This is a genomic window from Kitasatospora paranensis, from assembly GCF_039544005.1.
Classification (GTDB): Bacteria; Actinomycetota; Actinomycetes; order Streptomycetales; family Streptomycetaceae; genus Kitasatospora; species Kitasatospora paranensis.
The window spans coordinates 5726144-5752505 of sequence record NZ_BAABKV010000001.1 but is presented as its reverse complement, the minus strand read 5'-3'; the positions used below and the strand labels follow the sequence as shown (position 1 = coordinate 5752505).

20 protein-coding genes and 1 pseudogene are annotated in these 26362 nt (G+C 72.7%); 4 read left to right on the top strand and 17 right to left on the bottom strand.

Annotated elements, in window-relative coordinates:
- Positions 1-30: 30 nt before the first annotated feature.
- From ABEB13_RS27430 to ABEB13_RS27365, 14 genes and pseudogenes are all read right to left on the bottom strand, one after another.
- On the bottom strand, positions 31-1635 hold the full coding sequence (locus ABEB13_RS27430; RefSeq protein ID WP_345707585.1) for a DUF4153 domain-containing protein: 1605 nt from the start codon (positions 1633-1635) through the stop codon (positions 31-33).
- 162 nt (positions 1636-1797) lie between these two features.
- The gene (locus tag ABEB13_RS27425) at positions 1798-4881 is read right to left on the bottom strand and encodes an Ig-like domain-containing protein (protein WP_345707584.1); all 3084 of its coding nucleotides are present in this window, start codon (positions 4879-4881) and stop codon (positions 1798-1800) included.
- A gap of 188 nt (positions 4882-5069) precedes the next feature.
- Positions 5070-5978, bottom strand: coding sequence for a carbohydrate ABC transporter permease (locus ABEB13_RS27420; RefSeq protein WP_345707583.1), 909 nt, complete (start codon positions 5976-5978; stop codon positions 5070-5072).
- Between the two features lie 55 nt (positions 5979-6033).
- Positions 6034-7050 (bottom strand): carbohydrate ABC transporter permease, encoded by a 1017-nt coding sequence (locus ABEB13_RS27415; protein WP_345707582.1) that lies wholly within the window; start codon positions 7048-7050, stop codon positions 6034-6036.
- A 75-nt stretch (positions 7051-7125) separates the two neighbouring features.
- Positions 7126-8487, bottom strand: coding sequence for an ABC transporter substrate-binding protein (locus tag ABEB13_RS27410; RefSeq protein WP_345707581.1), 1362 nt, complete (start codon positions 8485-8487; stop codon positions 7126-7128).
- Positions 8488-8739: 252 nt separating this feature from the next.
- Positions 8740-9939 carry a cytochrome P450 family protein gene (locus tag ABEB13_RS27405; RefSeq protein WP_345707580.1) on the bottom strand — a complete coding sequence of 400 codons (1200 nt, stop codon included), beginning with the start codon at positions 9937-9939 and terminating at the stop codon, positions 8740-8742.
- 25 nt (positions 9940-9964) lie between these two features.
- Entirely contained in the window at positions 9965-11212 is a 1248-nt protein-coding gene (locus ABEB13_RS27400) for a cytochrome P450 (protein WP_100888299.1), read from the bottom strand.
- Entirely contained in the window at positions 11209-11835 is a 627-nt protein-coding gene (locus ABEB13_RS27395; RefSeq protein WP_345707579.1) for a GTP-binding protein, read from the bottom strand. The genes ABEB13_RS27400 and ABEB13_RS27395 overlap by 4 nt, the downstream gene beginning before the upstream one ends.
- A pseudogene (locus tag ABEB13_RS27390) lies at positions 11816-12177 on the bottom strand (DUF742 domain-containing protein). Before ABEB13_RS27390 ends, ABEB13_RS27395 begins: the two are co-directional and overlap by 20 nt.
- A complete protein-coding gene (locus ABEB13_RS27385) occupies positions 12174-12587 on the bottom strand; it encodes a roadblock/LC7 domain-containing protein (protein WP_100888302.1) in 414 nt (137 codons plus the stop codon). The pseudogene ABEB13_RS27390 and the gene ABEB13_RS27385 overlap by 4 nt, the downstream one beginning before the upstream one ends.
- Positions 12587-14194 carry a sensor histidine kinase gene (locus ABEB13_RS27380; RefSeq protein ID WP_345707578.1) on the bottom strand — a complete coding sequence of 536 codons (1608 nt, stop codon included), beginning with the start codon at positions 14192-14194 and terminating at the stop codon, positions 12587-12589. The genes ABEB13_RS27385 and ABEB13_RS27380 overlap by 1 nt, the downstream gene beginning before the upstream one ends.
- 160 nt (positions 14195-14354) lie before the next feature.
- Positions 14355-15029: a Clp protease N-terminal domain-containing protein gene (locus ABEB13_RS27375; protein ID WP_345707577.1), complete on the bottom strand. Its 675-nt coding sequence runs from the start codon at positions 15027-15029 to the stop codon at positions 14355-14357.
- 2 nt (positions 15030-15031) lie between these two features.
- Positions 15032-15265, bottom strand: coding sequence for an RNA polymerase subunit sigma-70 (locus tag ABEB13_RS27370; protein ID WP_100888304.1), 234 nt, complete (start codon positions 15263-15265; stop codon positions 15032-15034).
- A gap of 72 nt (positions 15266-15337) precedes the next feature.
- Positions 15338-15664, bottom strand: coding sequence for a hypothetical protein (locus tag ABEB13_RS27365; protein ID WP_345707576.1), 327 nt, complete (start codon positions 15662-15664; stop codon positions 15338-15340).
- A gap of 142 nt (positions 15665-15806) precedes the next feature.
- On the opposite strand from ABEB13_RS27365, the gene ABEB13_RS27360 reads away from it, so the two are divergent.
- From ABEB13_RS27360 to ABEB13_RS27350, 3 genes are all read left to right on the top strand, one after another.
- Positions 15807-17168 carry a hypothetical protein gene (locus ABEB13_RS27360; protein ID WP_345707575.1) on the top strand — a complete coding sequence of 454 codons (1362 nt, stop codon included), beginning with the start codon at positions 15807-15809 and terminating at the stop codon, positions 17166-17168.
- An 88-nt stretch (positions 17169-17256) separates the two neighbouring features.
- The gene (locus tag ABEB13_RS27355) at positions 17257-17745 is read left to right on the top strand and encodes a MarR family winged helix-turn-helix transcriptional regulator (protein ID WP_345707574.1); all 489 of its coding nucleotides are present in this window, start codon (positions 17257-17259) and stop codon (positions 17743-17745) included.
- A 72-nt stretch (positions 17746-17817) separates the two neighbouring features.
- Entirely contained in the window at positions 17818-19296 is a 1479-nt protein-coding gene (locus ABEB13_RS27350) for an MFS transporter (RefSeq protein ID WP_345707573.1), read from the top strand.
- Positions 19297-19419: 123 nt separating this feature from the next.
- Here ABEB13_RS27350 and ABEB13_RS27345 read toward each other — a convergent pair whose 3' ends face one another.
- Both ABEB13_RS27345 and nrdR read right to left on the bottom strand, forming a co-directional pair.
- Entirely contained in the window at positions 19420-22299 is a 2880-nt protein-coding gene (locus tag ABEB13_RS27345) for a vitamin B12-dependent ribonucleotide reductase (RefSeq protein ID WP_345707572.1), read from the bottom strand.
- Positions 22300-22478: 179 nt separating this feature from the next.
- Positions 22479-22976, bottom strand: a complete 498-nt coding sequence (gene nrdR, locus ABEB13_RS27340; RefSeq protein WP_345707571.1) for a transcriptional regulator NrdR — start codon at positions 22974-22976, stop codon at positions 22479-22481.
- A gap of 467 nt (positions 22977-23443) precedes the next feature.
- Here nrdR and lexA point away from each other — a divergent pair, with 467 nt between their 5' ends.
- Complete coding sequence (gene lexA, locus ABEB13_RS27335) at positions 23444-24181, top strand: transcriptional repressor LexA (RefSeq protein ID WP_100892588.1); 738 nt, start codon at positions 23444-23446, stop codon at positions 24179-24181.
- An 82-nt stretch (positions 24182-24263) separates the two neighbouring features.
- Here the strand turns inward: lexA and ABEB13_RS27330 are convergent, their stop codons facing one another.
- Positions 24264-26357 (bottom strand): ATP-dependent DNA helicase, encoded by a 2094-nt coding sequence (locus ABEB13_RS27330; RefSeq protein ID WP_345707570.1) that lies wholly within the window; start codon positions 26355-26357, stop codon positions 24264-24266.
- Positions 26358-26362: the final 5 nt, after the last annotated feature.

The following is a 26362-nucleotide window of genomic DNA, read 5'->3' as shown; positions in this document are numbered from 1 at the left end:
GTCACCACCGCCGCGGCGTTCCGGTGTCCCTCAGCGGCCTTCGTCCTGGTACCCGTCGTCCAGCGGGCCGCCCCGGTCGAAGATGCCGATCCGGCCGCAGGCCGCCTCGGGCCGGTCGACCGGCCTCGCCCTCAGGATCCGACGGGCGTCGGCCTCGGCGAGGCTGGTCGCGTACCAGGGCAGGTGCGCGGAGTCGAGGTCGGCGGCGATGTTCCCGAGGGCGCAGGTCCGGTTGTCCCCGGTCAGCCGGTCGAGGGCGGGGGCCGCGTCGGCGGACAGCGTGCGCAGGTAGGCGATGTCGATCGTCCGGGAGTGCTGGTAGCGCTGGACGTTCTGCTCGGCGATCAGGGCGTCGGGGCTGAGCAGGCCGAACGCGGCGGTGGCGGCCACGGCGCTGAGCACCACGGCCCGGGGCAGCCAGCGGGCGGAGGCGGTCGCGACGGCGACGACGACCAGGAGCAGCACGACGCCGAGCCAGATCTCCACGGCGGCCACCGAGATCCGCAGCCGGGTCAGGCCGAACACGTCCACGTAGCGGTGCATGCGGTAGAGCGCCGAGGCGACCACGACCAGGGTGAGGGTGCACAGCAGGCCGAGCAGGCCCTTGGCGAGCAGCCTGTCCCCCGGGGTGCTGCGGGGCGCCCAGCGCCGGGCGAGGGCCACCAGGACGAGCACCAGCAGGGTGACCACCAGCAGTTGCCAGAAGCCCTGCCGGGCGTACTCGGCGGGGATCACGCCGGGCTTGCGCATGACCGATTCGTAGCCGCCGACGAAGACCACCGCCTGGATCGCCGCGAAGGCGCCGAAGAGCAGGTTGAGGGCGACCAGCGGCACGGCCCACTCGACCCGGCCGCGCTCCTTGCCGGGCCGCACCGGGTAGCGGTCGAAGCGGCGGGGTGCGGCCGCGGTGTGGGCGGCGCCCACCGTGATGAGCAGGCCGGCCAGGAAGAGCAGGAGCTGCATCGGCAGGTCGGCGGTGTCGACGCTGGGGGCCAGGTCGCCGAGCAGCTGGGCGACGGCGGCGTCGGCGCTGGCGAACAGCGCGCCGAAGACCAGCAGCAGGACGGCGGAGACGCCGACCGCCTTGAGGACGGGCACCAGCCGGTCGCGGGCCGGGTGGCGCCGGGTGCGCACCGCGACGAACGACCAGGCCAGGCCGGGTATCACGTGCGTCCACAGGCCGACCGAGCCGAGCAGTACGCCGGGCCAGCGGCGGCCGCCGTGCAGTGCGAGGGAGCCGGCCGCGGTCGCGGCGAGCAGGGCGAGCAGCACCGGCCAGCCGGCCTCGGTCAGCGCCGGGACGAGCAGCAGGACGAGGGCGGCGGCTGTCCAGGCGGCCGTCCACGGGCGGATCCGGCGGCCGGCGGCGACCGCGGCCAGGGCGGCGGCGAGGGTGCCGACGGCGGCCCAGAGCAGGACGTTGACGCCAAGTCCGTCGGTCAGCAGGGCGGCTGCGGCGACCCCGGAGAGGAGGGCGGCGGCGACCACCCGCAGCCGCGGCGTCGCCGGGCGGGCGGGTGCGGTCAGCCGGAGCCAGAGCGGCGGGGGCGGCGGCTGCGGGGGCCGGAACGCGTACCCGACGGAGCCTGGTGCGGTGCCCGGCGCGGGCCTCGGGCCGGGCGGCGATGTCGACATGTGTCCCCCTCGGACGTCGCGGGCGCGCGGCGGCCCGGGCCGGGCCCCGCTGCGGTGCTGGCGACTCTAGGCGCCGGGGGAGTTTTCTGAACAGGTTCAAAAGCCCTGCGGGCCGCTTGTGTCGCAGAGTTGTGACACAAGCGGCCCGCAGCGGACGGATCGTCAGTACGACCCGTAGAGCGAGTAGACCAGGCTGTCCTTCACCACCGTCCCGAAGCTGCTCGGCCAGGTCCCGAACGGCACCACCGCACTGCTGTAAGCGCCCGAACCGGCCGCGCCTGCCGTGTAGTTCATGTTGTTGACGGTGGAGCTGGTGCCGTTGCTGTTGTAGACGAACCAGTAGCTGGTGCCGGCCGCCAGCGTCAGGTTCACCGGCAGCGCGTTCCAGGCGTTGGCGGTCAGCGTGCCGGAGGCGGTGGAAGCCACCAGCGTCCCGGGCGAGCCCGCGTTGTCGGTGTAGACCGCCAGCTGGTACTGGTTGTTGGGCGCCGCGCTGATCTGGCCGACGTGCACACTGAGCGAGGTCAGCGGGACGGCGGCCGACCCGGTGGTCACCTTCGACCCGTTCAGGTGGTTGGAGTCGGTGTCGTCGATCAGCGTGCCGACCGTCGTCGACCCGATCGTCTTCGGCGGCGCGCCCGCGGTGGTGAAGGCCACCGACACCGGACCGGCCAGCGCGTTGCCCGACACGTCAGTCACCCCTTGGACGGTCGCCGTGTAACCCGTCGTCAGGGCGAGTTCGGCGCTCGGGGTGAAGAGCGCGCTGCTGGTCGTCGGGTCGTACGACACGGTGCCCGGCACCGCCGTGCCGCCGCTCGTGGTGCGCAGCGTGACGGCCGCGGAGGTCACGGTCGCCGGGTCGAGCGGCTCGCTGAAGGAGAACCGGACGGCGCCGGTGGTGGGGACCCCGGTCGCCCCGGCCGCCGGGGTGGTGCCGGTGACCGTCGGCGCGGTGGTGTCCTGGCCGTACGTCACCGTGTAGGAGCCGACGGCGCCGTCGAAGAACGCGTACGGGACGCCCTTGACGGTCTCGATCCGGTACGGCAGCGACTGACCGGCCCGGGAGATCCCGGTGACCGTGCCGGAGGCCGCGTTGACCGGCACCATCGCCCGCAGGCCGTTGGCGCCGCCGGTGATGTCGAAGGTCAGCGCGTTGCCGCTCCAGGCCATGTGGGAGAAGGCGGAGCCGTTGCGGCCGTCCAGCCAGGTGAGCATCTGGCGGCCGGAGACCACCGGCACGCCGCGGGCCTTGGCCGCCGCGATGACCGCGTCGGAGGCACTGGAGGCGGCGAAGTCGGTGTGGATGTTGGCGCCGATCGCCGCGTAGTAGCCCTTGGCGCCGACCGCGTTGTCCAGCAGCGTGGTGATCGTCGCCGGCGAGGACTGCCCGGACTCGTCGGTCAGCTGGGTGGTCGCCTGGTACTCGTCGATGACACTGCCGTCGGTGTCGGCGAACTTCATGATGCTGCCGGTGCCGTTGAAGAAGCCGGGCCGGTCCTGGACGAAGTTCGAGGGGTAGTAGTAGTAGTCCATGTCGAGCCGGATGCCGTTGGCCAGCTTGGTCCTGGCCTGCGTCGCCCAGTCGTCCCACTCCACGCAGTGGGTGCGGCTGCTCGACGGGTTCGGCAGCGAGCCGTACTTGGCCTTCCAGGCGCCCAACTGGTCGCTGTAGAAGGCCTGGAGCGCGGCGGTGGTGCCCCACGGCTTGCAGTTGGTGGTGACGTGCACGCCGACCTCGAAGCCCTCGTCGGTGTAGGCCTGGGCCTGCGCCGCGGTCATCGGGTCGTCGGTGTAGATGTACGAGGAACCGCGCACGCACTCCCAGTTGGCGACGTTGCAGCCAGCCGGGGACTGCGCGATGTAGCCGTCCCAGCGGCCGACGGTGCCGCCGATGCCGTGGTCGTCGCCGGTCATCACGACGACCGCCTTGACGTCCCGCGGGTAGTACCAGAACCGCGGCAGCGGCTTCCGGTCCGCGTCCATCAGTGTGATCAGGTTGGCCAGCAGCCGCTGCTGCTCGTCGGCGATCGGGATCTGCGCCTTGCCGAGGTCGTTCCAGTTCGGCTGGCCGTTGGTGCCGAAGAACATCTCGCTGGCCTCGTAGCCGTCGGTCGAGTCCCGCTGCTGTCCGGCCCAGGCGATGTTGCCCTGGCGGGTCTGCACGACGGACTTGGCGAGGTCGTAGGTGAAGGCGGCGGCCCGGCCGCTGCCGGCGGTGCGCAGGGTGACGGCCGGGTTGGCCGTCGCGGTGGAGGCGTCGCTGTAGAGGGTGGCGACGGCCGTCGCGCCGTTCAGGGTGTAGCGGTCGGCGGTGCCGTGGAAGCCCATGGTGTCGGCGGTCAGGCCCGCCCCGGGCGCGGCGGAGGTGTCGATCTTCAGGTAGGAGTCGGCGAGCGTCCCGGTGGTGGCGGTGAGACCGAGCAGCCCGGCGAGCTGCTTGTCGGGGCGCATCGCGATCAGCCGGCCGCCGCCCTGCGTCCAGGTGCCGAGCATCGAGACCTGGGCGGCGGTCAGCGGGGTCTCGCCGAGCAGCACGACGTCGTAGGAGGCCAGGGTGGCCGCGCTGACCGAGGAGAGGTCGCTGATCTTGTAGTAGTTGAGGCCCTCGGCCTTGAGGATCTCGGTGTAGTACGTGGTGTAGGGGTTGGCGGCGCTGCTGATCAGCAGGATCGGGCCCTCGGCGCCCGGCCCGGAGCCGGGCGGGGTCGTCGTCCCGCCGGAGTCCGGGGTGTAGGTCGCGTAGATCGAGAAGGTGACGCCCTCCGAGCTGAGCGCACCGAAGGTGCCGGGCCAGCTGCCGAAGGCCTGCCCGCCGGTGCCGTAGCCGCTGGTGCCGCCGCTGGTGTACTTGAGGTTGTTGACGGCGGCGCTGGTGCCGTTGCTGTTGTACGCCAGCCAGTAGGCGGTGTTGGCGCTGAGCGTGGCGGTCAGCGGCAGGGTGTTCCAGGCGTTGGCGGTGAGGGTTCCGGAGGAGCTGGAGGCGACCAGGGCGCCCGGCTTGCCGGAGGCGTCCGCGTAGACGGCCACCTGGTACTGGTTGTTCGGCGCGGCGCCCACCGCTGCGACGTACACGCTGATGCCGGTGACGGTGCCGCCGGTGGAGCCGGTGACGTAGCGGGAGGTGTTGATGTAGTTGGAGTCGCCCGCGTCGGTGGCGGTGCCCACCGTGGTGGTGCCGAGGGTGGCCGTGGTGGTCGCCCCGGCCGGGGCGGCGGCCAGGACGGCCCCTGCCAACACGGCGGCCACCAGAGCCGCCAGCCGTTTTCTGAACCTCACGCCAGCCCCCACATCCCGATAAGCCGATCAGCGGCAGAATTGCCGCTAACCGGTGTACCGGGTCCGAGGGGGCCGCGTCCTCGAAATCCACACATTCCCGGGCCATGTCACCCGCACCGCCGGAGGGGCTCGGCGGGGCGGTCACGGCCCGGTGGGCGTCAGCCCTTCACCGATCCCGCCAGCAGCCCGCGCACGAAGTACCGCTGGAGCGCGAAGAAGACGATCAGCGGGACGATCAGCGACAGGAAGGCGCCGGCCGTCAGCAGCTCCCAGCGGCCGCCGAACGAGCCGGTCAGCTGGGCCAGCCGGACGGTCATCGGCGCCACCTCCGGGGTGCCGCCCGCGAAGGTCAGCGCCACCAGCAGGTCGTTCCAGACCCAGAGGAACTGGAAGATCGCGAACGAGGCCAGCGCCGGGGTGCAGAGCGGGAGCACGATCGACCGGAAGATCTTGAAGTGCGAGGCGCCGTCGACGACCGCCGCCTCCATGAGGTCCCGGGGCAGCTGGGCGATGAAGTTGTGCAGCAGGAAGATGGCCAGCGGCAGGGCGAACATCGTGTGCGCCAGCCAGACCGGCGCGTACGTCCCGCTGAGGTCGAAGGACGGCACGATCGTCACCGAGCCAAGGTGCGCGCCGCCCGAGAAGAGCTGCAGCAGCGGGATCAGCGCCATCTGCAGCGGCACCACCTGCAGCGCGAAGATCACGAAGAACAGCACGTCGCTGCCGCGGAACTTCACCCAGGCCAGTGCGTACGCCGCCATCGCGGCCAGCACCAGCGGGAAGACCGTCGCCGGCACGCTGATCGCCAGCGAGTTCACCAGGTACGGCAGCAGGCCGCCGCTGACGCCGAAGCCGCCCTCGAAGAGCACGGTGTGGTAGTTCGCGAGGGTGGCGTCGGGGTGCGCGAAGAACTCCCACCAGCCGGTGGTGGCCACGTCCTGCTTGGGCCGGATCGAGGTGACCAGCAGGCCGAGGGTCGGGATCGTCCACAGCACCGTGACCACGATCATCAGCAGGGAGGCGATCGGGTTGCTGAACGCCTTGCGGGCGGCCTTCACCGGCGGCACGGTGCCGCGCTCCTCCCCGGCGCCGGCTCGGTGGCCGGCTGGGCCAGCTGCTCGCTCATCGGTGCTCACGCTCCTTGCGCAGCTGGACGATGTTGTAGGCCACCAGCGGGGTCACCGCCAGGAAGAGGATCACCGCGAGCGCGCTGCCGCGTCCGACGTTGAACTGGACGAAGGACTGCGAGTACATCTCGTTGGCCAGCACCTGGGTGCCGAAGTTGCCGCCGGTCATGGTGCGGACGATGTCGAAGGCCTTCAGCGTGGTGATCATGACCGTGGTGAGCACCACCACCAGGGTGGTGCGGATCATCGGCACCGTCACGTGCCGGAACAGCCGGAATCCGCGGGCGCCGTCCAGCCGGGCCGCCTCGGTGATCTCGTCCGGGATCGCCTTGATCGCCGCGGACAGCACCACCATCGCGAAACCGGTCTGCACCCAGACCATGACCACCATCAGCAGGAAGTTGTTGAGGGGGTGCGACAGGATCCAGTTCGGCGGGTGGTGCCAGCCCAGGCTGATCGCGATCTGGCTCAGCAGACCGATCTGCGGCTGCGCGGGGTCACGGGCGTCGTAGACGAACTTCCAGATGATCGAGGCGCCGACCAGCGAGATCGCCATCGGCATGAAGAGCAGCGACTTGTAGACCGCCTGGCCGCGCATCCGGTCGACCAGCAGGGCCAGCAGCAGGCCGAGGCCGGTGGCCACCAGTGGGGCGATCACCAGCCAGAGCAGGGTGTTCCACAGCACCTGGTGGATGGAGTCCGTCGTCAGCGCCCAGCCGTAGTTGGCGCCGCCCACCGACCGGGTCGAGTCGTCGTTGGAGAAGCTCAGGTAGACGGTGCGCACCAGCGGCACCACCAGGCCCACCACCAGCAGCAGCGCCGCCGGGCCGAGCATCACGGCGATCGCCAGCGGCCGGGTGAACCGGCCGCCGGCCCGGCCGGCCGCGAAGAAGATCAGGAGCAGAATGCCGAGAAAGCCGGCGATGGCGCCGACGCTGTTGCCGAGCTTGATCGACGCGTCCGTCCAGGCCGAATCGGCGAGCTGGACGGCCGAGGCCGAGACCGTGGGCATGCGAAGGATCCTTCCTCGGACACAGGAGGGGGCAGCGCGGGCGGGTGGGACCCGCGCTGCCCGCGACGACTGTCGTTACTGCGGCCAGGCCGCGTCGATGTCAGCCGCCACCTTCTGGATGGACTGTCCCTCGGCGAACCAGGCGGTGAACGACTTCCACTCCTGGCCCGCGCCGACCGCGGCCGGCATCAGGTCGGAGCCGTCGAACCGGAACGTCGCGGCCGGGTCGGTGAGCGCCTCGGCCGAGATCTTGTCGATCGGGTCGGTGTACAGACTCTTGTCGACGCCCTGGTTGGCGGAGACCCAGCCCGAGGATACCTTCACCCGGCTGCTCGCCCAGTCGCTGCTGGAGAGGTAGTTCTGCACGGCCTGCACCTCGGGCCGCGAGGAGAACGCGGCCAGGAACTCGCCGCCGCCCTCGACCGGGTTGTTGACCTGCGGGTTCACCGCCGGCAGGTGGAAGGCGAAGACGTCGCCGTCCGCACTGATCTTGGTGCCCTTGGCCCACTGCGCGCGGTAGAACGAGGCCTGCTGGAGCATCGCGCACTTGCCGGCGAGGATCGGCGCACCGGCGTCCTGGAAGGTCGTGGTGGCGATCGACTTCACGTCGCCGATGCCGCCGTTGACGAAGGCCGGGTTCTGCATCCAGTCGGCCACCGTCTTCATCGCGCCGGTGATCTTCGGGTCGCTGAACTTGATCTGGTGGCTGACCCACTGGTCGTAGACGTCGCCGCCGTAGCTGCCGAGGACGACCTCCTCGACCCAGTCGGTGGCCGGCCAGCCGGTCGCGGTGCCGGAGCCGATGCCGCCGCACCAGGGCTTCATGCTGCCCGACGTGGCGATCTTGGTACTGAGGGTCATCATGTCGGCCCAGGTCTTCGGCACCTCGTAGCCGGCCGCCTTGAAGGCCTTCGGCGAGTACCAGACCAGCGACTTCATGTTGGCGCTCATCGGCGCCGCGTAGAAGGTGCCGTTGACCGAGCCGTAGGTCTTCCAGACCGGGCTCCACTTGTCCTCGTTCGCCACGGTGCCCGCCGGCGGCTTCACGACCTTGCCGGTCTTCACCATCTGGGCGAGCAGGCCCGGCTGCGGGATGATCGCGAAGTCGGGGGCGTTGCCGCCGCTCACCCGGACGGGCAGCTGCGACTCGAAGTCGTTGGAGCCCTCGTACGAGATCTTGATGCCCGTACAAGAGCTGAACTCGGCCCAGGACTTCTCCAGCGAGTCCGACTCCGGGCTGAGGATCGAGGCGAACATCGTCACCTTCGTCCCGGAGTGGCCGGCGTAGGGCTGGTACTTGGCACAGTCGCCGGTGAGCGTCGCGGCGGCCGAGGCACCGCCGCCACCGCCGGAGGAACTGTTCGAGCACGCCGCGGCGAGCGCGAGGCCGAGAACGGCGGGGACGGCCAGCAGGCGCCGCCGCAGGAGTGTGGTCATCGGCTGGCCTCGCAGGCGATCGTGGGGGTGGTCAATGCGGTCCTCCTCGGCAGGGCATGCGGGATGCCGGCGGTAAGACAGAACGACACTGCGCTGAACCGGTTGATCGAGCTGTACCCAGCGGCGCTGGCTTGAAGACGTTAACCCACGGGTTACCTCACGCCAAGATCCGTGTTCGACCTTCATCGGCCGGTGTCCCGGCCGTAACCAGGTTGTGCTGGAAGGCCGGTGGCCCTCCGGACCGCCCCGCCTTCACAGGGTGACGGGAAGGTCCCGCAGACTGTTGACGACCATCGTCGGGTTGGGCCGCAGGTCCTCGTCGCCGACCGCCAGGGCCAGCCCGGGGAACCGCTCGAACAGCGCGGGCAGCGCCACGACCGCCTCCAGCCGGGCCAGCGGGGAGCCCGGGCAGACGTGCGGCCCGTGGCCGAAGGACAGGTGCCGGGACGGATCCCGGGTGATGTCGAACACCTCGGCGGTGACCCCGTGCTGCAGCGGGTCCCGGCCGATCGCGTTGTACGAGATCAGCACCGCGTCCCCGGCCGGGATCACCGTGCCGCCCGCCTTGACGTCCTCGGTGGCGAAGCGGAACAGGAAGTTGCTGGTCGGCGGCGTCCAGCGGAGCGACTCCTCGACCACCGCCGGCCAGCCCACCTCGCCCGCCCGGGCCAGCGCCAGCTGGTCGGGGTGGGCCAGCAGCGCCCGTACCGCGTTGGTGATCAGGTTGACGGTCGTCTCGTGCCCGGCCGCGATGATCACCCGCAGCGTCGCCGCGGCCTCCGTGTCGGTGAGCGCGCCGCCCTCCACGTCGGCCGCCAGCAGGGCGCTGATCAGGTCGTCGCCGGGCTCGGCCCGGCGGCGGGCCACCAGGTCGGCCACGAAGGCGTTCAGCGCGGCGATGGTGGCCGGCACGTCGGCGGGCTTCGTGGTGCTGGAGAAGAACCGCTCGTACAGCTCACGGATGTACGCGTGGTCGTGCTCGGGCACGCCCAGCAGCCAGCCGATCACCGACATCGGCAGCGGGAAGGCGAACGCCGTCTTGAGGTCGACCACCGGGCCGGCCGCGGCCAGCCGGTCGAGCAGCTCCGCGGTGACCTGCTCGACCTTGGGCCGCATCAGCTCCACCCGGCGCGGGGTGAAGGCCTGCGCCACGATCGCCCGCAGCCGGCGGTGGGCGGGGCCGTCCGTGGTCACCATCGACGGGCCGGGGACGGCCAGGCCGATCAGCGGCCAGCTCTTCGGCACCTCGCCCCGCTGGTAGGCCGCCCAGTGCGCGGCGTCCTTCACCAGCCGGGCGTCGGTGAGCAGCTGCCGGGCCTCCGCGTGCCGGGTGACCGCCCAGCCGCGCACGCCCAGCAGCTCCACCGGCACCACCGGCCCGGCCGCGCGCAGCAGCGCACCCTCCGCCGCGTTGTCGCGCGCCAGCGGATCCATCACGATCGGCTCGGTCATCGCCGCGCCCCTTCCCTCGGGTCCGTCACTCCGCCACATAACCCGGCGTGAACGCCACCGGCAGCGCCACCAGCGCCCGCACCCACGCCGAGGGCCGCCACACCAGGGCGCTCTCGGTCACCGCCAGCCGAAGGTCCGGCAGCCGGTCCAGCAGGACCTCGATCGCGGTGGTGGCGATCACCTCGGCGGCCTCCCGGGCCGGGAACGGGCAGCCGTGGTCGCCGTAGGAGAAGCTCAGGTAGGCGCGGTTGCCCTCGGCCGGGCGGCCCGACTCCTGGCGGACGGTCGGGTCCGCGTTGGCTCCGGCGAAGCCCAGCAGCACCATGTCGCCCTTGGCGATCCGCTGCCCGCCGAGCTGGGTGTCGCGGGTGGCCCAGCGCCCGGCGAAGATCTGGGTCGGGGTGTCCTCCCACAGCGCCTCGCCGAGCGCCTGCCCGATCGAGCGCCGCCCGCCGGAGAGCGAGGCCGCGAAGCGCTCGTCGGTGAGCATCAGCCGCAGCGCGTTGGCGATCCAGTACGCGCACGGCTGGTGACCGGCGATCAGCAGGACCCGCAGGTCGCGCATGACCTCCTCGTCGTCCAGGCCGGCCTCGTGCGCGAGCAGCCGCGAGGTGAGGTCGGCGGCGGGCCGCTCGCGCCGGCGGCGCACCAGGTCCAGCATCACGGTGAGCAGTTGCTGAGCGCCGGCCTGCGCGTCGGCGCCGCCGTCCAGCATCGCGACCAGACCCTGGATCAGCACCGGGGCCTCGTCCTCGCCCAGGCCGAGCATCCGGCACAGCACCAGCAGCGGCATCCGGTGCGCGTACTCGGCGACCAGGTCCACCTCGCCGCGCCCGGCGAAGGAGTCGATCAGCCGGTCGGCGATCTCCTCGCTGTACTTGCGCAGTTCGTACGGGTCGACGCCGGCCAGCGCGTCGGTCACCGCGGCGCTGCGGCGCTGGTGCTCGGCGCCCTCCGCGTAGAGGATCGACGGGACGGGGGCCATCATCGGCTTGAGCGGCCAGTCGGCGGGGATGTGCGGCCACTGGTTCCACCGGGTGGAGTCCCGGCCGAAGACCTTCGACTGGCCGGTGACCAGTTGGAGTTCGCGGTAGCCGATCACCAGCCAGGCGGGCACCCCGCCGGCCAGCTCGACCGGGGCGACCGGGCCGTGCTGCTCGCGCAGCTCCCGGTACACGCCGCCGGGATCGGTCTGGAAGCGCGGCCCGTACAGCGGGGCCGCGTCGGCGTGCGCCGGGCAGCCGGGCGGGGGCGTGGACGCGGGCTCGGTCACGGGGTGTCCTCTCTGGAGGCCTCTGCCAGCGCCAGGCGGTGCAGATGGCGGACGAGCTCGATCAGCACCTGCTTGCTCGACGCGCGGTCCCGGGCGTCGCAGTCGATCAGCGGGATGTGCGCGGGGAGGTCCAGGGCGGCCCTGATCTCCTCCAGGGTGTGCTCCTGCGGCCCGAAGTTGTTGCGGGCCACCACGAACGGGGTGCCGTGGTGTTCGAGGCGGTCGATGGCGTACCAGGACTCCTCCAGCCGGCGGGTGTCCACCAGGACGACCGCACCGAGCGCGCCGCTGAACAGCCGGTCCCAGAGGAACCAGAAGCGCTCCTGGCCGGGCGCGCCGAACAGGTAGAGCACGTTCTCGGCGTTCAGCGTGATCCGGCCGAAGTCGAAGGCGACGGTGGTGGAGCGCTTCTCCTCGATGCCGGCGAGGTCGTCGATGCCCTCCCCGGCCCGGGTCATCGTCTCCTCGGTGTTGAGCGGGCGTATCTCGCTCACCGAGCCGACCAGGGTGGTCTTGCCCACGCCGAAGCCGCCCACCACGACGATCTTCAGGCCGTTCGAGGCGGTGCCGACCAGTGGCGCCCGCCCGGCCAGCAGGGCGGCGTCAGAGCTGTTGGAGACCATGCAGTACCTGCTTCAGCGTGTCGAGGTCGGGCAGGCGGGCCCTGGACGGGGCGAACCGCGGATGGCGGGCGGTGACCCGGCCGGCCTCCAGCAGGTCGCCGAGCAGGATCTTGACGATGCTCACCGGCAGGCCCAGTTCGGCCGCGATCTCCACCACGGCCGTCGGGGTCGCGCACAGCCGGAGGATCCGGGCGTGCTCGGACTGCATGCCGAGCACCGGCTCCTGCTCGGTGACGATCAGCGTCACCAGGTCGAAGGCGTGCTCCGGGGCCTGCTGCGGCCGCGGGTCACCGTGTAGAGCCGGTCCGGGTCCTCGTCCCGGCCGGCGAGCGGCCGGCTCACACCCCGGCCTCGATCTCGCGCGGCGGGGCGCTCAGGAAGACCCCGATCTGCTCGATCAGCCCCAGCATGTTGTGCCCCACGACGCCGACGTCGGCGTCGTCGTCGGTGACCACGGCCAGGTGGGCGCCCTCGCCGGCCGCCACGATGCACAGGATCCCGCCGTGGAACTCGGTCATCGACTGGCGGACCCCGCCGGTGCGGTCACCGAACTCGATCGAGGCGCCGTGCGCGAGGCTCTGCATGCCGGAGGCGATCGCGGCCAGCTGGTCGGCCCGGTCGGTGCCCAGCTCGGCGGTGTGGCAGAGCTTCAGGCCGTCGGCCGAGAGGACCAGGGCGTGCCGCGCGCCGGGGGTGGCGGTCAGCAGGTTCTCCAGCAGCCAGTCGAGGTCGCGGTCGGTGCTGCTGCTCATCAGGCATCGTCCTTCGGGGAGGCGTCGGGGGTCTCGGCCCCTTGCAGGGCCTTGCGGAAGGCGCCGAAGCGGGCTGCGGAGAGTGCCGCTCCGGTGCGGTCCGGCCGGCGCGGCGCGGTGGGCGCGTCCGCCGGGGTCGCCGCCGCCAGGGTCTGCCCGCGGCGACGCTGCGGCAGGCCGTTGCCCGGGGCGGCCGGGGTTGCGGGTTCGAGGTCGCGGTCGGCCGGCGGCGGCGCGGTCTCCAGCGCGGGCCGGGCGGACTGCGGTGCGCGCTCGGCCCGCGCCGGCGCGGCGGCCGGGCGGTCCTCGGCGAGGGTGCGGGCGAGGGCCGGCGCCGGGTGGGTGACCAGCTGCTCGGGGATCAGCACCACGACGCCGGTGCCGCCGCGGGCGGACGGGCGGAAGGAGATCGACAGGCCGTGCTTGCGGGCCAGCGAACCGACCACGGCGAGGCCCAGCCGGGTGCCGGCGGAGAGCGCGGTGAGGTCCAGCGACGCGGCGCCGACCGCGAGTTCGGCGCGGCGCAGCCAGCTCTCGCTGAGGCCGAGGCCGCCGTCCTCCACGGTGATCACCAGGCCGGAGTGGACCTCCTCGACGTACACGTGGACCTCGCCCGGCGGGGCGGAGAAGTTCGCGGCGTTGTCGAGGAGTTCGGCGAGGACGTGCATGACGCCCTCGGCCGCGTAGCCGGCCACCGCGGCGGTGGAGGCGGAGTGCAGCCGGACCCGCTGGTAGGCGCCGATCCGGCCGAGTGCGCCGCGCAGGACGGACTCCACGCCGATCGGCTTCGTCCAGCGGCGGCCGGAGCGGGCCCCGGTGAGGACGGCGATGGAGTCGGCCATCCGGCCGACCTGGGCGGTGGAGTGGTCGAGGGCGAGCAGGTCGCCGAGGACGTCCTCGCCGTGCCGGTGCTGCATGTCGCGCAGTTCGGCGTGCATGGAGGTGGCCAGGGCCTGGACGCGTCCGGCGGCCGTGGCGCAGACCGCGAGGGCGGCGGCGCGCTGGCGTTCGCCGCGGGCGACCTCCTCGGCGAACGTCCGCAGCAGGGCGTGGTGGACGGGCAGGTCGTGGCGGGCGAGCACGGCGTCCACCGAGGCGCCGGCCCGCAGGCGTTCGACCACGTCGGGCAGCACCTGGTCGCGCAGGGCGGCGAGTTCGGTGCGGTCGCGGACGGCGGAGGCGTGCGCCTCGTGCAGCGCGGCGAGCTCGGCGCGCACGTTCTGCTCGACGGCCCGGGACTGCGCCAGGTCGGCGCGGCCCTCCTTGGCCTCGATCTGAGCGGTGGCCAGGGCCGCGCGCAGCGCGCCCGCGGTGGTGTGCGCGGCGGTGAGCTCGGCCTGCAGGGAGCCCGCGGTGGCGCCGGTCTCGGCCAGGTCCCGCTGGGCGGTGGCGAGGTGGCGCTCGGCGTGCCGGGCCCGGCCGCCGAGCCGGGCGGCGTACGCCACCAGGGCGCACCAGAACAGGGTGGCGCCGCCGAGCGCGGCCGCGACGGCGGCCCGGTGGGCCGCGGGGGCGAGGGTGACGGCGCCGGCCGCGACGGCGATGCCGAGCAGGGCGCCGGCGGCCGTCCACGCGATGAGGCTGCCGTCGCGTCCCTGGTGTGCCACGCGAGCGGGGCGCGTGCGAGCTCTCATCTGTCTGATCCTCGGGCGGCGTCGGCGGCAGAACGGACTGCGCGCGGACTGTCCGGCGCGCACCACGGGGAGCGTGCCACGGGCTGCGTACCGGACAGTTGATCGGTACACGCGGTCAGCAGATCATATCCATTCAGCTTTTCGACTCAACGGGCGAGTTGACGGTCAGTTGCCCCCACTGACGCTCCGCGCCCGTACCACCCGGTAACCCGGGGCCGCCCCTGCCCCGGAGCCCCGTACCCGGGTGGGTGTCAGGCGGCCCTCCCCCGCTGCGGGCCAGCTCGGCCTCGACCTCGGACCGCAACTGCTCCCGATCGATGCCGTGGGCGGCGAGCACCTCGGTGACGGTGCCGTCCTCCGCGCGGAGCAGGCCGAGCAGCAGGTGGCCGGTGCCGATCTCCTTCTGCCGCAGCCGGAGCGCCTCGCGCAGGGACAGTTCCAGCACCTTCTTGGCCGGGCCGGAGAAGGTGGCCCGCCGGCGCGGGCCCCGCTCGGCCGCCGCCGGCCGGCCCAGGGCGCCCTCGCCGAACACGGACTCCACCGCCTCCCGGACGGCGTCCAGGTCGACGCCGATCGCCGCGAGGGCCCGGCCGTCGACCGCGCCCGCCGCCAGCCGGACGAGATCTTCCCGGGCCGCGGCGTGGTCCAGCCCGCCCCCGGCGAGCAGCACCGCGACCGGGTCCTCGGCGTCGGCCAGGAGCGCCAGCAGCAGGTGCTCCGCACCGATCCGCTCCGCGCCCAGCTCGCGCGCCTCCGCCTGCGCCCGGGTGACGGCCTGCCGCGCCCGGGCCGTGAACCTCTCGAACATGGTCAGCCCTCTCCTCTCCCACCGAACAACCGCTTGGCGTACTTCTTGTGCACCGCCTGCCGGCTCACGCCCAGGCAGGCGGCGATCTCCTGCCAGGACCAGCCCTGCGTACGGGCGTTGCCCACCTGGAGGTCCTCCAGCCGGTCGGCCAGGTCGCGCAGTGCCCGGACGGCCCGCAGGCCGATCGCGGGATCACGACTGCTCGCGTCCGCCGCGAGCTGCTTCGTCTCGCTCATGGTGTCAACTTAGGTTGACGGATCCGAATTGTCAACCAAAGTTGACAGCCGGCCCGCGGGGCGCCCGCCCGGTCACGCCGACCAGCGCCCCCGGTCGTTCGGGTTCCGCTCCCCCTCGGCCGGCACCCGACGCCCGCAGCGCTTGCCCGACCGCCGCGCACGCGCGTACGCCTCCAACTCCGCCAGCCAGCCGGCCCGGTCCGCCTCCAATACCTCCAGCGCCCGCAGCAGTGCGGCCTCGTCCCGCTGGTACGGGCCGGCCACGCCGGCCAGCCGATCCAGCGTTCCGTGGAACCCCAAGGGCCGGTACAGCTGCACACAGGAGCGCAGCGCGGCCACCCGCACCCGCAAGGGCAGCGCCGGATCCGCCACCCGTCGGGCATGCCACCCGAAACTCATACGTCGGCCACCTCCAGAAGTTGAGCCCCCGTCACTTTCGCGCCGTCTGACGACTCGCCAGTAACATGCCAAGAATTCAGCCGGGCGGCCACCCCCGCCCCGCCTCACCCTGCCCTCACCGCCCCGAATGTGAACCCTCCGTATGCGCCACGGCACCCGAATACTGCCCGCGATCGTCCTTCCCCTGCTGCTCGCCGCCGCCACCGGCTGCGCCTCGACCGCTCCGAAACCGGCCGCGGACGCCCGGGCCGGGGCCCTCACGGCCGCCGCCCCGGCCACCCCGCCCGGCCCCGCGGCGGCGCCCACCCCCGCCGGCGGATCCACCGACGGGCCCGCCACCGCGGCCGTGGCCACCCCCGCACCGGACGGCCGCGCCCCTGCCCGGCCCGCCGGCGGCGCCGGGGTCCGCCTGGTCGCCTACGACCCCGGCACCGGCCGGGCCGCCCTGAGCGCCCCGACCACGGGCGGCCCGGACGCCGACCCGGTGCGAGCGGGCCGCCTCATCGCCAGCCCGCCCTCCCCGGCCGCACCGCACGGCGCCCTGGTCTCCGTCACCGGCGTCGGGCACAGCTCCGGGGGCCGGACAGAGGTCACCACCCGGCCGGCCGCCGTCACCGAACTGCTCGGCACCACCGCCACCAGCCTGCACGCCGCGGTCGACCCGCACACGATCACCGTCCAGCCGCTCGTCAAGGACCTGACCACGAGCTTCACCGGCCACCCCGGCGGCGGCGCGGGCAGCGCCTCCGCGCGGCTCACCCTCGACGCGCACACTGCGGTGCCGCTGCCCGGCGGGGCCACCGCCGCACTCGCCGCCGGCATCGAACTCGACCCCGCGGTCGACTTCTCCTACGACGGCACCCGACTGCTCCAGGGCGGCCCGGAGCGGGCCCGGGTCGGCTTCACCCTCGGCTCCCACGCCACCTGGCGGATCGACGCGGCGCTCGGCGCGGGAGCCGCACCGCTGCGCATCCCGATCGCGCGGCTCAGCGCCGACCCGGTGCTGACCGTGGCCGGCTTCCCCGTCGTGGTCAACCTCGACCTCACCTGCTACCTGACCGTGAGCGCCGACGGCACGGTCACCGTCGACACCGAACAGGACCTGGACGGCCGGTGGGCGGTGCACGCCGACTACCTGCGCGGCCGGGGCTGGACCTCCGCCGCCGATCCGGGCAGCACCGAGGCCGGGCCCGTCCGCGCCAGGCTGGCCGGCCACGCGGCGGTCCGTACCGGTCTGGCCTCCGAGGCCGGCGTCGGCCTGTACGGCGCGGTGGGCGTGCGGGCCACCGTGGAGCCGTACCTGACCACCCGGGTCGACGGCACGGTGACCCTGAACGGCTCCGGCCGGCCGCCGGTGGTGGCGGGCAGCTGGTCCACCCGGGCCGGGCTCGACGTCACGGGCACCGTGTTCGCGCGGATCTCCGTCCTCGGCACGCCGGTGTTCTCGGCGGACCTGCCGCTGCCGGCCCTGCACCGCGAGTGGCCGGTGCCGCCGCCGCACTGAGCCGACGCCCTCGCGGGACGGGCGGCCGACTCGCAAAACGTCCACAACGGGATAATCCCGATGCCGCCCGAGTTGTTACCCTCGCAGCATGAGCACCGAAACCACCGGCCTCCGGGTGGCCGACCTCTCGGCCCTGCTGACCCACACCAGCCACGTGCTGGCCACCCGGATGACGGCCGCCTTCGCCGAACTCGGGATCACCCCGCGCGCCTTCTGCGTCCTGCACCACGCGCTGGAGACCGAGCGGACCCAGATCCAGCTGGCCGAGCTCTCCGACCTGGACAAGACCACCATGGTGGTCACCGTCGACGAACTGGAGGGCGCCGGCCTCGCGGAGCGCCGGCCGTCCCGCACCGACCGCCGGGCCCGGGTCATCCATGTGACCCCGGCCGGCGAGCAGGCCGTCGCGGACGGCGCAAGGATCGCCGACCGGGTGCACCAGGACGTGCTGGACGCCCTGCCCGCCGACGACCGGGCGGCGTTCGTCCGGGCGCTCTCGGCGCTGTCCGAAGGTCATCTCGCCGTGCCGGTGGAGTCCGAGCGCCCGGTGCGGCGGGCCCGCCGCACCCGAAGCTAATCCCGACATAGATAGTCCCGTACAAAACTATCTGCTAGCGTCTTACCTGTCCCGACGACAGGAGGAGACGCCATGTCCCCGCACACCCCGAAGCGGCCGCGCTCACGCCGAACGGCACTCGCAGTGCTCTGCGCCGGGATGCTGATGATCATCCTGGACGGCAGCATCGTCACCGTCGCCCTCCCGGCCATCCAGCGCGACCTGCACTTCTCCGCCGCCGACCTCACCTGGACGGTCAACGCCTACGCCATCGCCTTCGGCGGACTGCTGCTGCTCGCCGGCCGCCTCGGCGACCGGCTCGGCCGGCGCCGGATGTTCGTCGCCGGACTGACCGTCTTCACCGCCGCCTCCCTCCTGTGCGGCCTCGCCACCACCCAGGGAATGCTGATCGCCGCCCGGTTCGCGCAGGGCGCCGGCGGCGCGGCGGCCTCCGCCGTCAGCCTCGGCATGATCGTCACGCTCTTCCCCGAACCCCGCGGACGCGGCCGCGCCATCGGGGCGTTCAGCTTCGTCGGCGCCACCGGCGCCTCGCTCGGGCAGGTCCTCGGCGGCGTGCTCACCGAAGCCGTCAACTGGCACTGGATCTTCTTCGTCAACCTGCCGATCGGCCTCGTCGCCATCGTGCTCGCGCTGCGCACCCTGGCCGACGACCGCGGCCCCGGGCTCGCCGGCGGACACCTCGACCTGCCCGGTGCCCTCCTGGTCACCAGCGGCCTGATGACCGCCGTCCACAGCATCGTCGGCGCGGGCCCGCACGGCTGGGGCTCAACCCACACCCTCGGCTCGGCCGGCCTCGCGGCCGCCCTGCTCGCCGGATTCGTCGCCCGACAGGCCACCGCGGCCCACCCCCTGCTCCCGCTGCGGATGTTCCGCGCCCGGAACGCCACCGCCGCCAACCTCGTCCAGGTGCTCGCGATCGGCGCGATGTTCGGCTTCCAGATCATGGCCGCCCTCTTCATGCAGGACGTCCTCGGCTACGGAGCGCTCGCCACCGGACTCGCCATGCTCCCGGCGGCCGTCCTGATCGGCGCCGTCTCGCTCGGCCTCTCCGCCCGGCTCAACGCCCGCTACGGCGAACGCGCCGTCCTGCTCGCCGGGCTGGCCCTGCTGACCGCGGCCATGCTGCTGCTCGTCCGGCTCCCCGTGCACGCCGCCTACGCCGCGCACCTGCTGCCGACCATGCTGCTCGTCGGCGGCGGCGGGCTCGTCCTCTCCGCGCTCACCGTGCTCGGCATGTCCGGTGCCGAACCCGAGGACGCCGGCACCGCCTCCGGTCTCTTCAACACCACCCAGCAGGTCGGCGCCGCCCTCGGCGTCGCCGTCCTCTCCACGCTGGCCGGCGCCCGCAGCGGCGCCGGACACCCCACGCCCGAGGCCCTCACCGGCGGATTCCATCTCGCCTTCGGCACGGCGGCCGGCCTGCTCGCCCTCGCGTTCGTCCTCGCCGCCGCCGTTCTGCGGCGCGGCGGACCGACGGCCGCTGCCGGCACCGCCCCGGAGGCCGCCCCCACCGGACTGCCGGGCCGCCCCGCCCGGGCCGGGAGGAGCTGACCCCGGAGGGCCGGGCGGCGGACACGAGGAAGGGGACCGGCCGGTGGCCGGTCCCCTTCGTGCGCTGCTGGTCAGTCACCTGTGCGGGTCACGCGGGGTGTTGCACCCCGCGGACCGCCGGTGTCAGCTGCAGCCGCTGGTCGAGCCGCAGCCCTCGCACAGGTAGCAGCTGCCGGCGCGGCGCATCTTGGTGCCGCAGGAGAAGCAGAGCGGCGCGTCGGCGTTGAGGCCGAGCTGGATCTCCACCAGTTCGGTCGAGTTGTGGGCCTGGGCCCGGGCCGCCTGCGACTTCGCCGGGGCGGGCTGCTCGGCCGCCTTCGGCGGGGCGATCGGCGCGGACTGGGCGAGGCCCTCCACGTCAACGTCCTCCTCGACGGGCTCGTAGGAGCCGGTCTCCAGGTGGCGGGTGCGCTCCTCGACGGAGTGGATGCCGAGCGCGGAACGGGTCTCGAACGGCAGGAAGTCGAGCGCCAGGCGGCGGAAGATGTAGTCGACGATCGACTGCGCCATCCGCACGTCCGGGTCGTCCGTCAGACCGGCCGGCTCGAAGCGCATGTTGGTGAACTTCGAGACGTAGGTCTCCAGCGGCACGCCGTACTGCAGGCCGACCGAGACGGCGATCGAGAAGGCGTCCATCATGCCCGCGAGGGTCGAACCCTGCTTGGACATCTTCAGGAAGACCTCGCCGAGGCCGTCGTCCGGGTAGGAGTTGGCCGTCATGTAGCCCTCGGCACCGCCGACCGTGAAGGACGTGGTGATGCCGGGGCGGCCCTTGGGGAGACGCTTGCGGACGGGGCGGTACTCGACGACCTTCTCGACCGCGGCGGGGGCCTCGGCGGCCTTCGCCTCCACGGCGGGGGTCTTGGTCTTCGCCGAGAGCGGCTGGCCGACCTTGCAGTTGTCGCGGTAGATGGCCAGCGCCTTCACGCCGAGCTTCCACGCCTCGAAGTAGATCTCCTCGACCTCTTCGACGGTGGCGTTCTCGGGCATGTTGACCGTCTTCGAGATGGCGCCGGAGATCCACGGCTGGATCGCCGACATCATCCGCACGTGGCCCATCGGCGAGATGGAGCGCTCGCCCATCGCGCAGTCGAAGACCTCGTAGTGGGCGGCCTTCAGGCCGGGGGCGTCGACCACGTTGCCGTTCTCGGCGATGTGCGCGACGACCGCCTCGACCTGCTCGTCCTGGTAGCCGAGGCGGCGCAGGGCGCGCGGCACGGTGCCGTTGACGATCTGCATCGAGCCGCCGCCGACCAGCTTCTTGAACTTGACCAGGGCGAGGTCGGGCTCGACGCCGGTGGTGTCGCAGTCCATCATCAGGCCGATGGTGCCGGTCGGGGCCAGCACCGAGGCCTGGGCGTTGCGGAAGCCGTTCTGCGCGCCGAGGCGGAGCACGTCGCCCCAGGTCTCGGTGGCGGCGGCCCACACCGGGGCGTCCAGGTCGTCGACCGCCACGGCGGCGGCGTTCGCGTCGGCGTGCTGCTGCATGACCCGCTGGTGCGGGGCCGCGTTGCGGGCGTAGCCGTCGTACGGGCCGACGACGCCGGCGAGCTCGGCGCCGCGACGGTAGGCGGTGCCGGTCATCAGCGAGGTGATGGCGCCGGCGAGCGCCCGGCCGCCCTCGGAGTCGTACGCGTGGCCGGTGGCCATCAGCAGGGCGCCGAGGTTGGCGTAGCCGATGCCGAGCTGGCGGTAGGCGCGGGTGGTCTCGCCGATCTTCTCGGTCGGGAAGTCGGCGAAGCAGATGGAGATGTCCATCGCGGTGATGACCAGCTCGACGACCTTGGCGAAGCGCTCGGCGTCGAAGGAGTCGTCGTCGCGGAGGAACTTCATCAGGTTCAGCGAGGCGAGGTTGCAGCTGGAGTTGTCCAGGTGCATGTACTCGGAGCAGGGGTTGGACGCGTTGATGCGGCCGGACTCCGGGCAGGTGTGCCAGTGGTTGATCGTCGAGTCGTACTGGATGCCGGGGTCGGCGCAGGCCCAGGCGGCCTCGGCCAGCTTGCGGAACAGCTTCTTGGCGTCGACGGTCTCGATGACCTCGCCGGTCATCCGGGCGCGCAGGCCGAACTCGGTGCCGTTCTCGACCGCGGTCATGAACTCGTCGGAGACGCGGACGGAGTTGTTGGCGTTCTGGTACTGGACGGACGCGATGTCGTCGCCGCCCAGGTCCATGTCGAAACCGGCGTCGCGCAGCGCGCGGATCTTCTCCTCCTCCTTCACCTTGGTCTCGATGAAGGCCTCGACGTCCGGGTGGTCCACGTCCAGGACGACCATCTTGGCCGCGCGGCGGGTCGCACCGCCGGACTTGATGGTGCCGGCCGAGGCGTCGGCGCCGCGCATGAAGGAGACCGGGCCGGAGGCGTTGCCGCCGGAGGAGAGCAGTTCCTTGGAGGAACGGATCCGGGAAAGGTTGAGGCCGGCGCCGGAGCCGCCCTTGAAGATCATGCCCTCTTCCTTGTACCAGTCGAGGATCGACTCCATGGAGTCGTCGACGGCCAGGATGAAGCAGGCGGAGACCTGCTGGGGCTGCTTGGTGCCGACGTTGAACCAGACCGGCGAGTTGAAGCTGAACACCTGGTGGAGGAGGGCGTGCGTCAGCTCGTGCTCGAAGATCTCGGCCTCGTCCGGGCCGGCGAAGTAGCCGTGCTTCTCACCGGCGGCGCGGTAGGTGAGCACCACCCGGTCGATGATCTGCTTGAGGCTCCACTCGCGCTGCGGGGTGCCGACGGCGCCGCGGAAGTACTTCGAGGTGACGATGTTCACCGCGTTCACCGACCAGAAGTCGGGGAACTCGACGCCGCGCTGCTCGAAGTTGATCGAGCCGTCACGCCAGTTGGTCATGACGACGTCCCGGCGCTCCCACGTCACCTGGTCGTAGGGGTGGACGCCAGGGGTGGTGTAGATGCGCTCGATCCGCAGGCCGCCCTTGGAAGCCTTGCCGGCCGCCTTGGTCGCCTTCTCGGACTTCGACCCGCGTGCGGAACCGCTCGTCGTGTCTGTCACTTCTTCTCCTCCTCCTGGGCCAACGCCCTGGACGCCGCGATGCTTCCGGGCATCCGGTGGTTCGCTTCCTGGTGTGCGGGCAGCCGTGGACGCCGACCGCTTTCGCACGATGTGTTGTGTTCTGCACCCGTGGTGAGGGCGCGCGCCGGCCGCGGGCGGCCGGGTCGAGCTCCGGCCCGTTAGGGCGCGGCTGCGGGGGCGGGCACCGGGGTGCCGCCCTCGGGGCTGAAGGGCTGCTCGGCGCGGAGCTCCGCGATGGCAGCCTCGAAGTCCTCCAGGCCGTCGAAGGCCCGGTACACGGACGCGAACCTGAGGTACGCGACGACGTCGAGCTCCTTGAGCGGACCGAGTATGGCCAGGCCGACGTCGTGGGTGGACAGCTCGGCGCTGCCGGAGGCGCGCACGCACTCCTCGACGCGCTGGCCGAGCTGGGCGAGGGCGTCCTCGGTGACCGGGCGGCCCTGGCAGGCCTTGCGGACTCCGGAGATCACCTTCTCGCGGGAGAACGGCTCGGTGACGCCGCTGCGCTTGATCACCATCAGGGTCGCCGTCTCCACCGTGGTGAAGCGGCGGCCGCAGTCCGGGCACTGGCGACGGCGGCGGATCGAGCTGCCGTCGTCGCTCGCACGGCTGTCCACGACTCGGCTGTCAGGATGCCGGCAGAAGGGGCAGTGCACCTGAGACTCCCTCCCTGGCGGCGTGACAGCGGACCGGGACACTCTACGCGATGGATGTGGGTCGGAAGCAACCTCGACCACAACCTGTGGGCCCCGACCGGCGAGACTGGCACAAGATCTAGGTTCCGCCGCCACGCCACGCCGAGGATGGCGCAGGGGGATCGAAATCCCGGGATCGAGTGAATTAGACTGCCCGTGGCTGCCGAGTCGAACATTTAATCGACGTACGACCCAATGCCCCGCACGGCCGTACACCCAAAGTCTTGATCGAGTCAGCAAACTGCTAAATAATTCACTCGAACGTGTGTTTGGCGCAACCTTTCGATAGGGGCACCAGTTGAGCTGGACAAGGGAGAGACGCCTGTCCAAGAGGGGCCGCCATGAACACCGTAGATCTGAAGAGCAACTCCATCCCGGTACAGGAGCGCTCCGCGCGCACCCCGGATCAGCAGAGCGTGGACCAGAGCATGAGCCGTAGCCAGCCGATCGAGCACGCTGCCGTGCAGGATGCCGTGCTCGGCGCGCCCACCCCCGTCCGTTCCATGCCCGGCCGTCCTCCCGGCATCCGCACCGACGAGGCCGGGCTGACCGAGCGCCAGCGCCGGGTCATCGAGGTCATCAGGGACTCGGTCCAGCGCCGCGGGTACCCGCCCTCCATGCGCGAGATCGGCCAGGCCGTCGGCCTCTCCTCCACCTCCTCGGTGGCGCACCAGCTGATGGCCCTGGAGCGCAAGGGCTTCCTGCGCCGCGACCCGCACCGCCCGCGCGCCTACGAGGTCCGCGGCGGCGAGGTCGCCCGGCCGAACACGGCCGAGACGGCCGGCCGCCCCTCCACCTCGTACGTGCCGCTGGTCGGCCGGATCGCGGCCGGCGGCCCGATCCTCGCCGAGCAGACCGTCGAGGACGTCTTCCCGCTCCCCCGTCAGCTGGTCGGCGAGGGCGAGCTGTTCGCGCTGACCGTCCGCGGCGACTCCATGATCGAGGCCGCGATCTGCGACGGCGACTGGGTCACCGTCCGCCGCCAGCCGGTCGCCGAGAACGGCGACATCGTGGCCGCGATGATCGACGGCGAGGCCACCGTCAAGCGCCTCAAGCGCGAGGACGGCAAGATCTGGCTGATGCCGCACAACCCGGCGTACGACCCGATCCCCGGCGACAACGCCACCATCCTGGGCAAGGTCGTGGCGGTGCTGCGTCGCCTCTAGGGCGTGGCACCGGCACACCGACGGTGGCCGTGAGGGGGCGCCGGGGCGAGACCCCGGCGCCCCCTCACGGCCACTGCGTGCGTCAGGACCGCTTGGCCACCGGTACCACCGGCGGCGCCGAGGCGTCGATCGCGGCCAGCGAGCGCCGCACCTGATTGCGGTCGGTGGTGTACCAGAAGTCCGGCATCGACGACCGGAAGAAGCCGCCGTACCGGGCGGTGGCCAGCCGCGGGTCCAGCACCGCGACGATCCCCCGGTCGTCGGCCGCGCGCACCAGCCGGCCCGCGCCCTGCGCCATCAGCAGCGCGGCGTGGGTGGCCGCGACGGCCATGAAGCCGTTGCCGCCGCCCTCCTCCACGGCCTTCTGCCGGGCGCTCATCAGCGGGTCGTCCGGCCGCGGGAACGGGATGCGGTCCATCACCACCAGCTGGCAGGCCGCACCGGGCACGTCCACGCCCTGCCACAGCGACAGCGTGCCGAACAGGCAGGTCGCGGCGTCCGAGGCGAAGGCCCGGATCAGCTCGCCCAGCGTCTCCTCACCCTGGAGCAGGATCGGGTTGTCCAGCCGCTCCCGCAGCGCCTCCGCGGCGGCCTGCGCCGCCCGCATCGAGGAGAACAGGCCCAGTGTCCGGCCGCCGGCCGCGCCGATCAGCTCGGCCAGCTCGTCCAGCATCTCCGGCCGGTCCGGCTCGCGGCCGGGCGGCGGCAGGTGCTTGGCGACGTACAGGATGCCCTGCTTCGGGTAGCTGAACGGCGAGCCGACGTCGATGCCGCGCCACAGCGGCGGCGCGTCCTCGCCCTCCGCCGGCTCCGGCTCGGCGGAGGACCGCTCGTCCGGCAGCCGGCCCTCGGCGGGCAGGCCGACCGAGGCGGCCACCCCGGTGAAGTCCCCGCCCAGCTTGAGCGTGGCGGAGGTGAGCACCACCGAGCGGTCCTTGTAGAGCCCCTCCCGCAGCAGGCCGGAGACGCTCAGCGGCGCGACCCGCAGCGAGGCCGCGCCCATGCCGAAGCGGTCGTTGCGCTCGATCCACACCACGTCGTACTCGGACCCCAGGAGCAGCCGCTCGGCGGTCTCGTGCAGCGACTCGGCGGAGGCCATCGCCTGCTTGCGCACCGCGTCCTCGTCGGAGAGCGACTTGTCGCGCGTCTCCCCGAGCGAGGTGATGACCTGGCGGCAGGCGTCCCGGATGCCGGCGACCGCGTACGCGAGGTACTCGGGCAGCTCCTCGACCCGGCCGGGCTGGGCCGTCTCCATCAGGCCGTGGTAGTTCTCGGCGGCGGCCTGGAGGGCGTCCACCGCCTTCTCGTTGGCCAGCTTCGCGGCTCGCCGCACGGCCCGGTTGACGGCGTGCACCGTGAGCTCGGCGGTGGCCGCGCCGGTGACCCGGTTGACCAGCTCGTGCGCCTCGTCGACGATCAGCAGGCCGTGCTCCGGCAGCACCGGGGCGCCCTCGATGGCGTCGATCGCCAGCATCGCGTGGTTGGTGACGACCACGTCCGCCAGCTTGGCCCGCTCGCGGGCGGCCTCGGCGAAGCACTCCTGGCCGTACGGGCACTTGGTGGCGCCCAGGCACTCCTTGGAGGTCACGGCGAGCTGGGCCCAGGCCTTGTCCGAGACGCCCGGGGAGAGGTCGTCGCGGTCGCCCGTCTCGGTCTCCTCGGCCCACGCGCGCAGGCGCAGCACGTCCTGCCCGAGCTTGCTGCCGGGCCCGCCGAGCACCTCGGCGGCGTCGAACAGGCCCTCGCCCTCGTCCGCCGGGGTGCCCTCGTGCACCCGGTGCAGGCAGACGTAGTTGGAGCGGCCCTTGAGCATGGCGTAGGCCGGGCGGCGGCGCAGCACCGGATGGAGCGCCTCGACGGTGCGGGGCAGGTCGCGCTCCACGAGCTGGCGCTGGAGGGCCAGGGTCGCGGTGGCGACCACCACGCGGTCGCCGTGGGCCAGCGCGGGCACCAGGTAGGCGAGGGACTTGCCGGTGCCGGTGCCGGCCTGGACGAGCAGGTGCTCGCCCTCGTCGACGGCGTCGGCGACGGCCGCGGCCATGGTGACCTGGCCGGGCCGCTCGACGCCGCCGACCGCGGTGACGGCGGCGTGCAGCAGCTCCGGGATGCGCGTCCGCGGGACGGGGGCCGGCGCGTCGTCGTCCGGCTGGGGCAGGGGTGCGGAGTCGTTCGTCATGACGC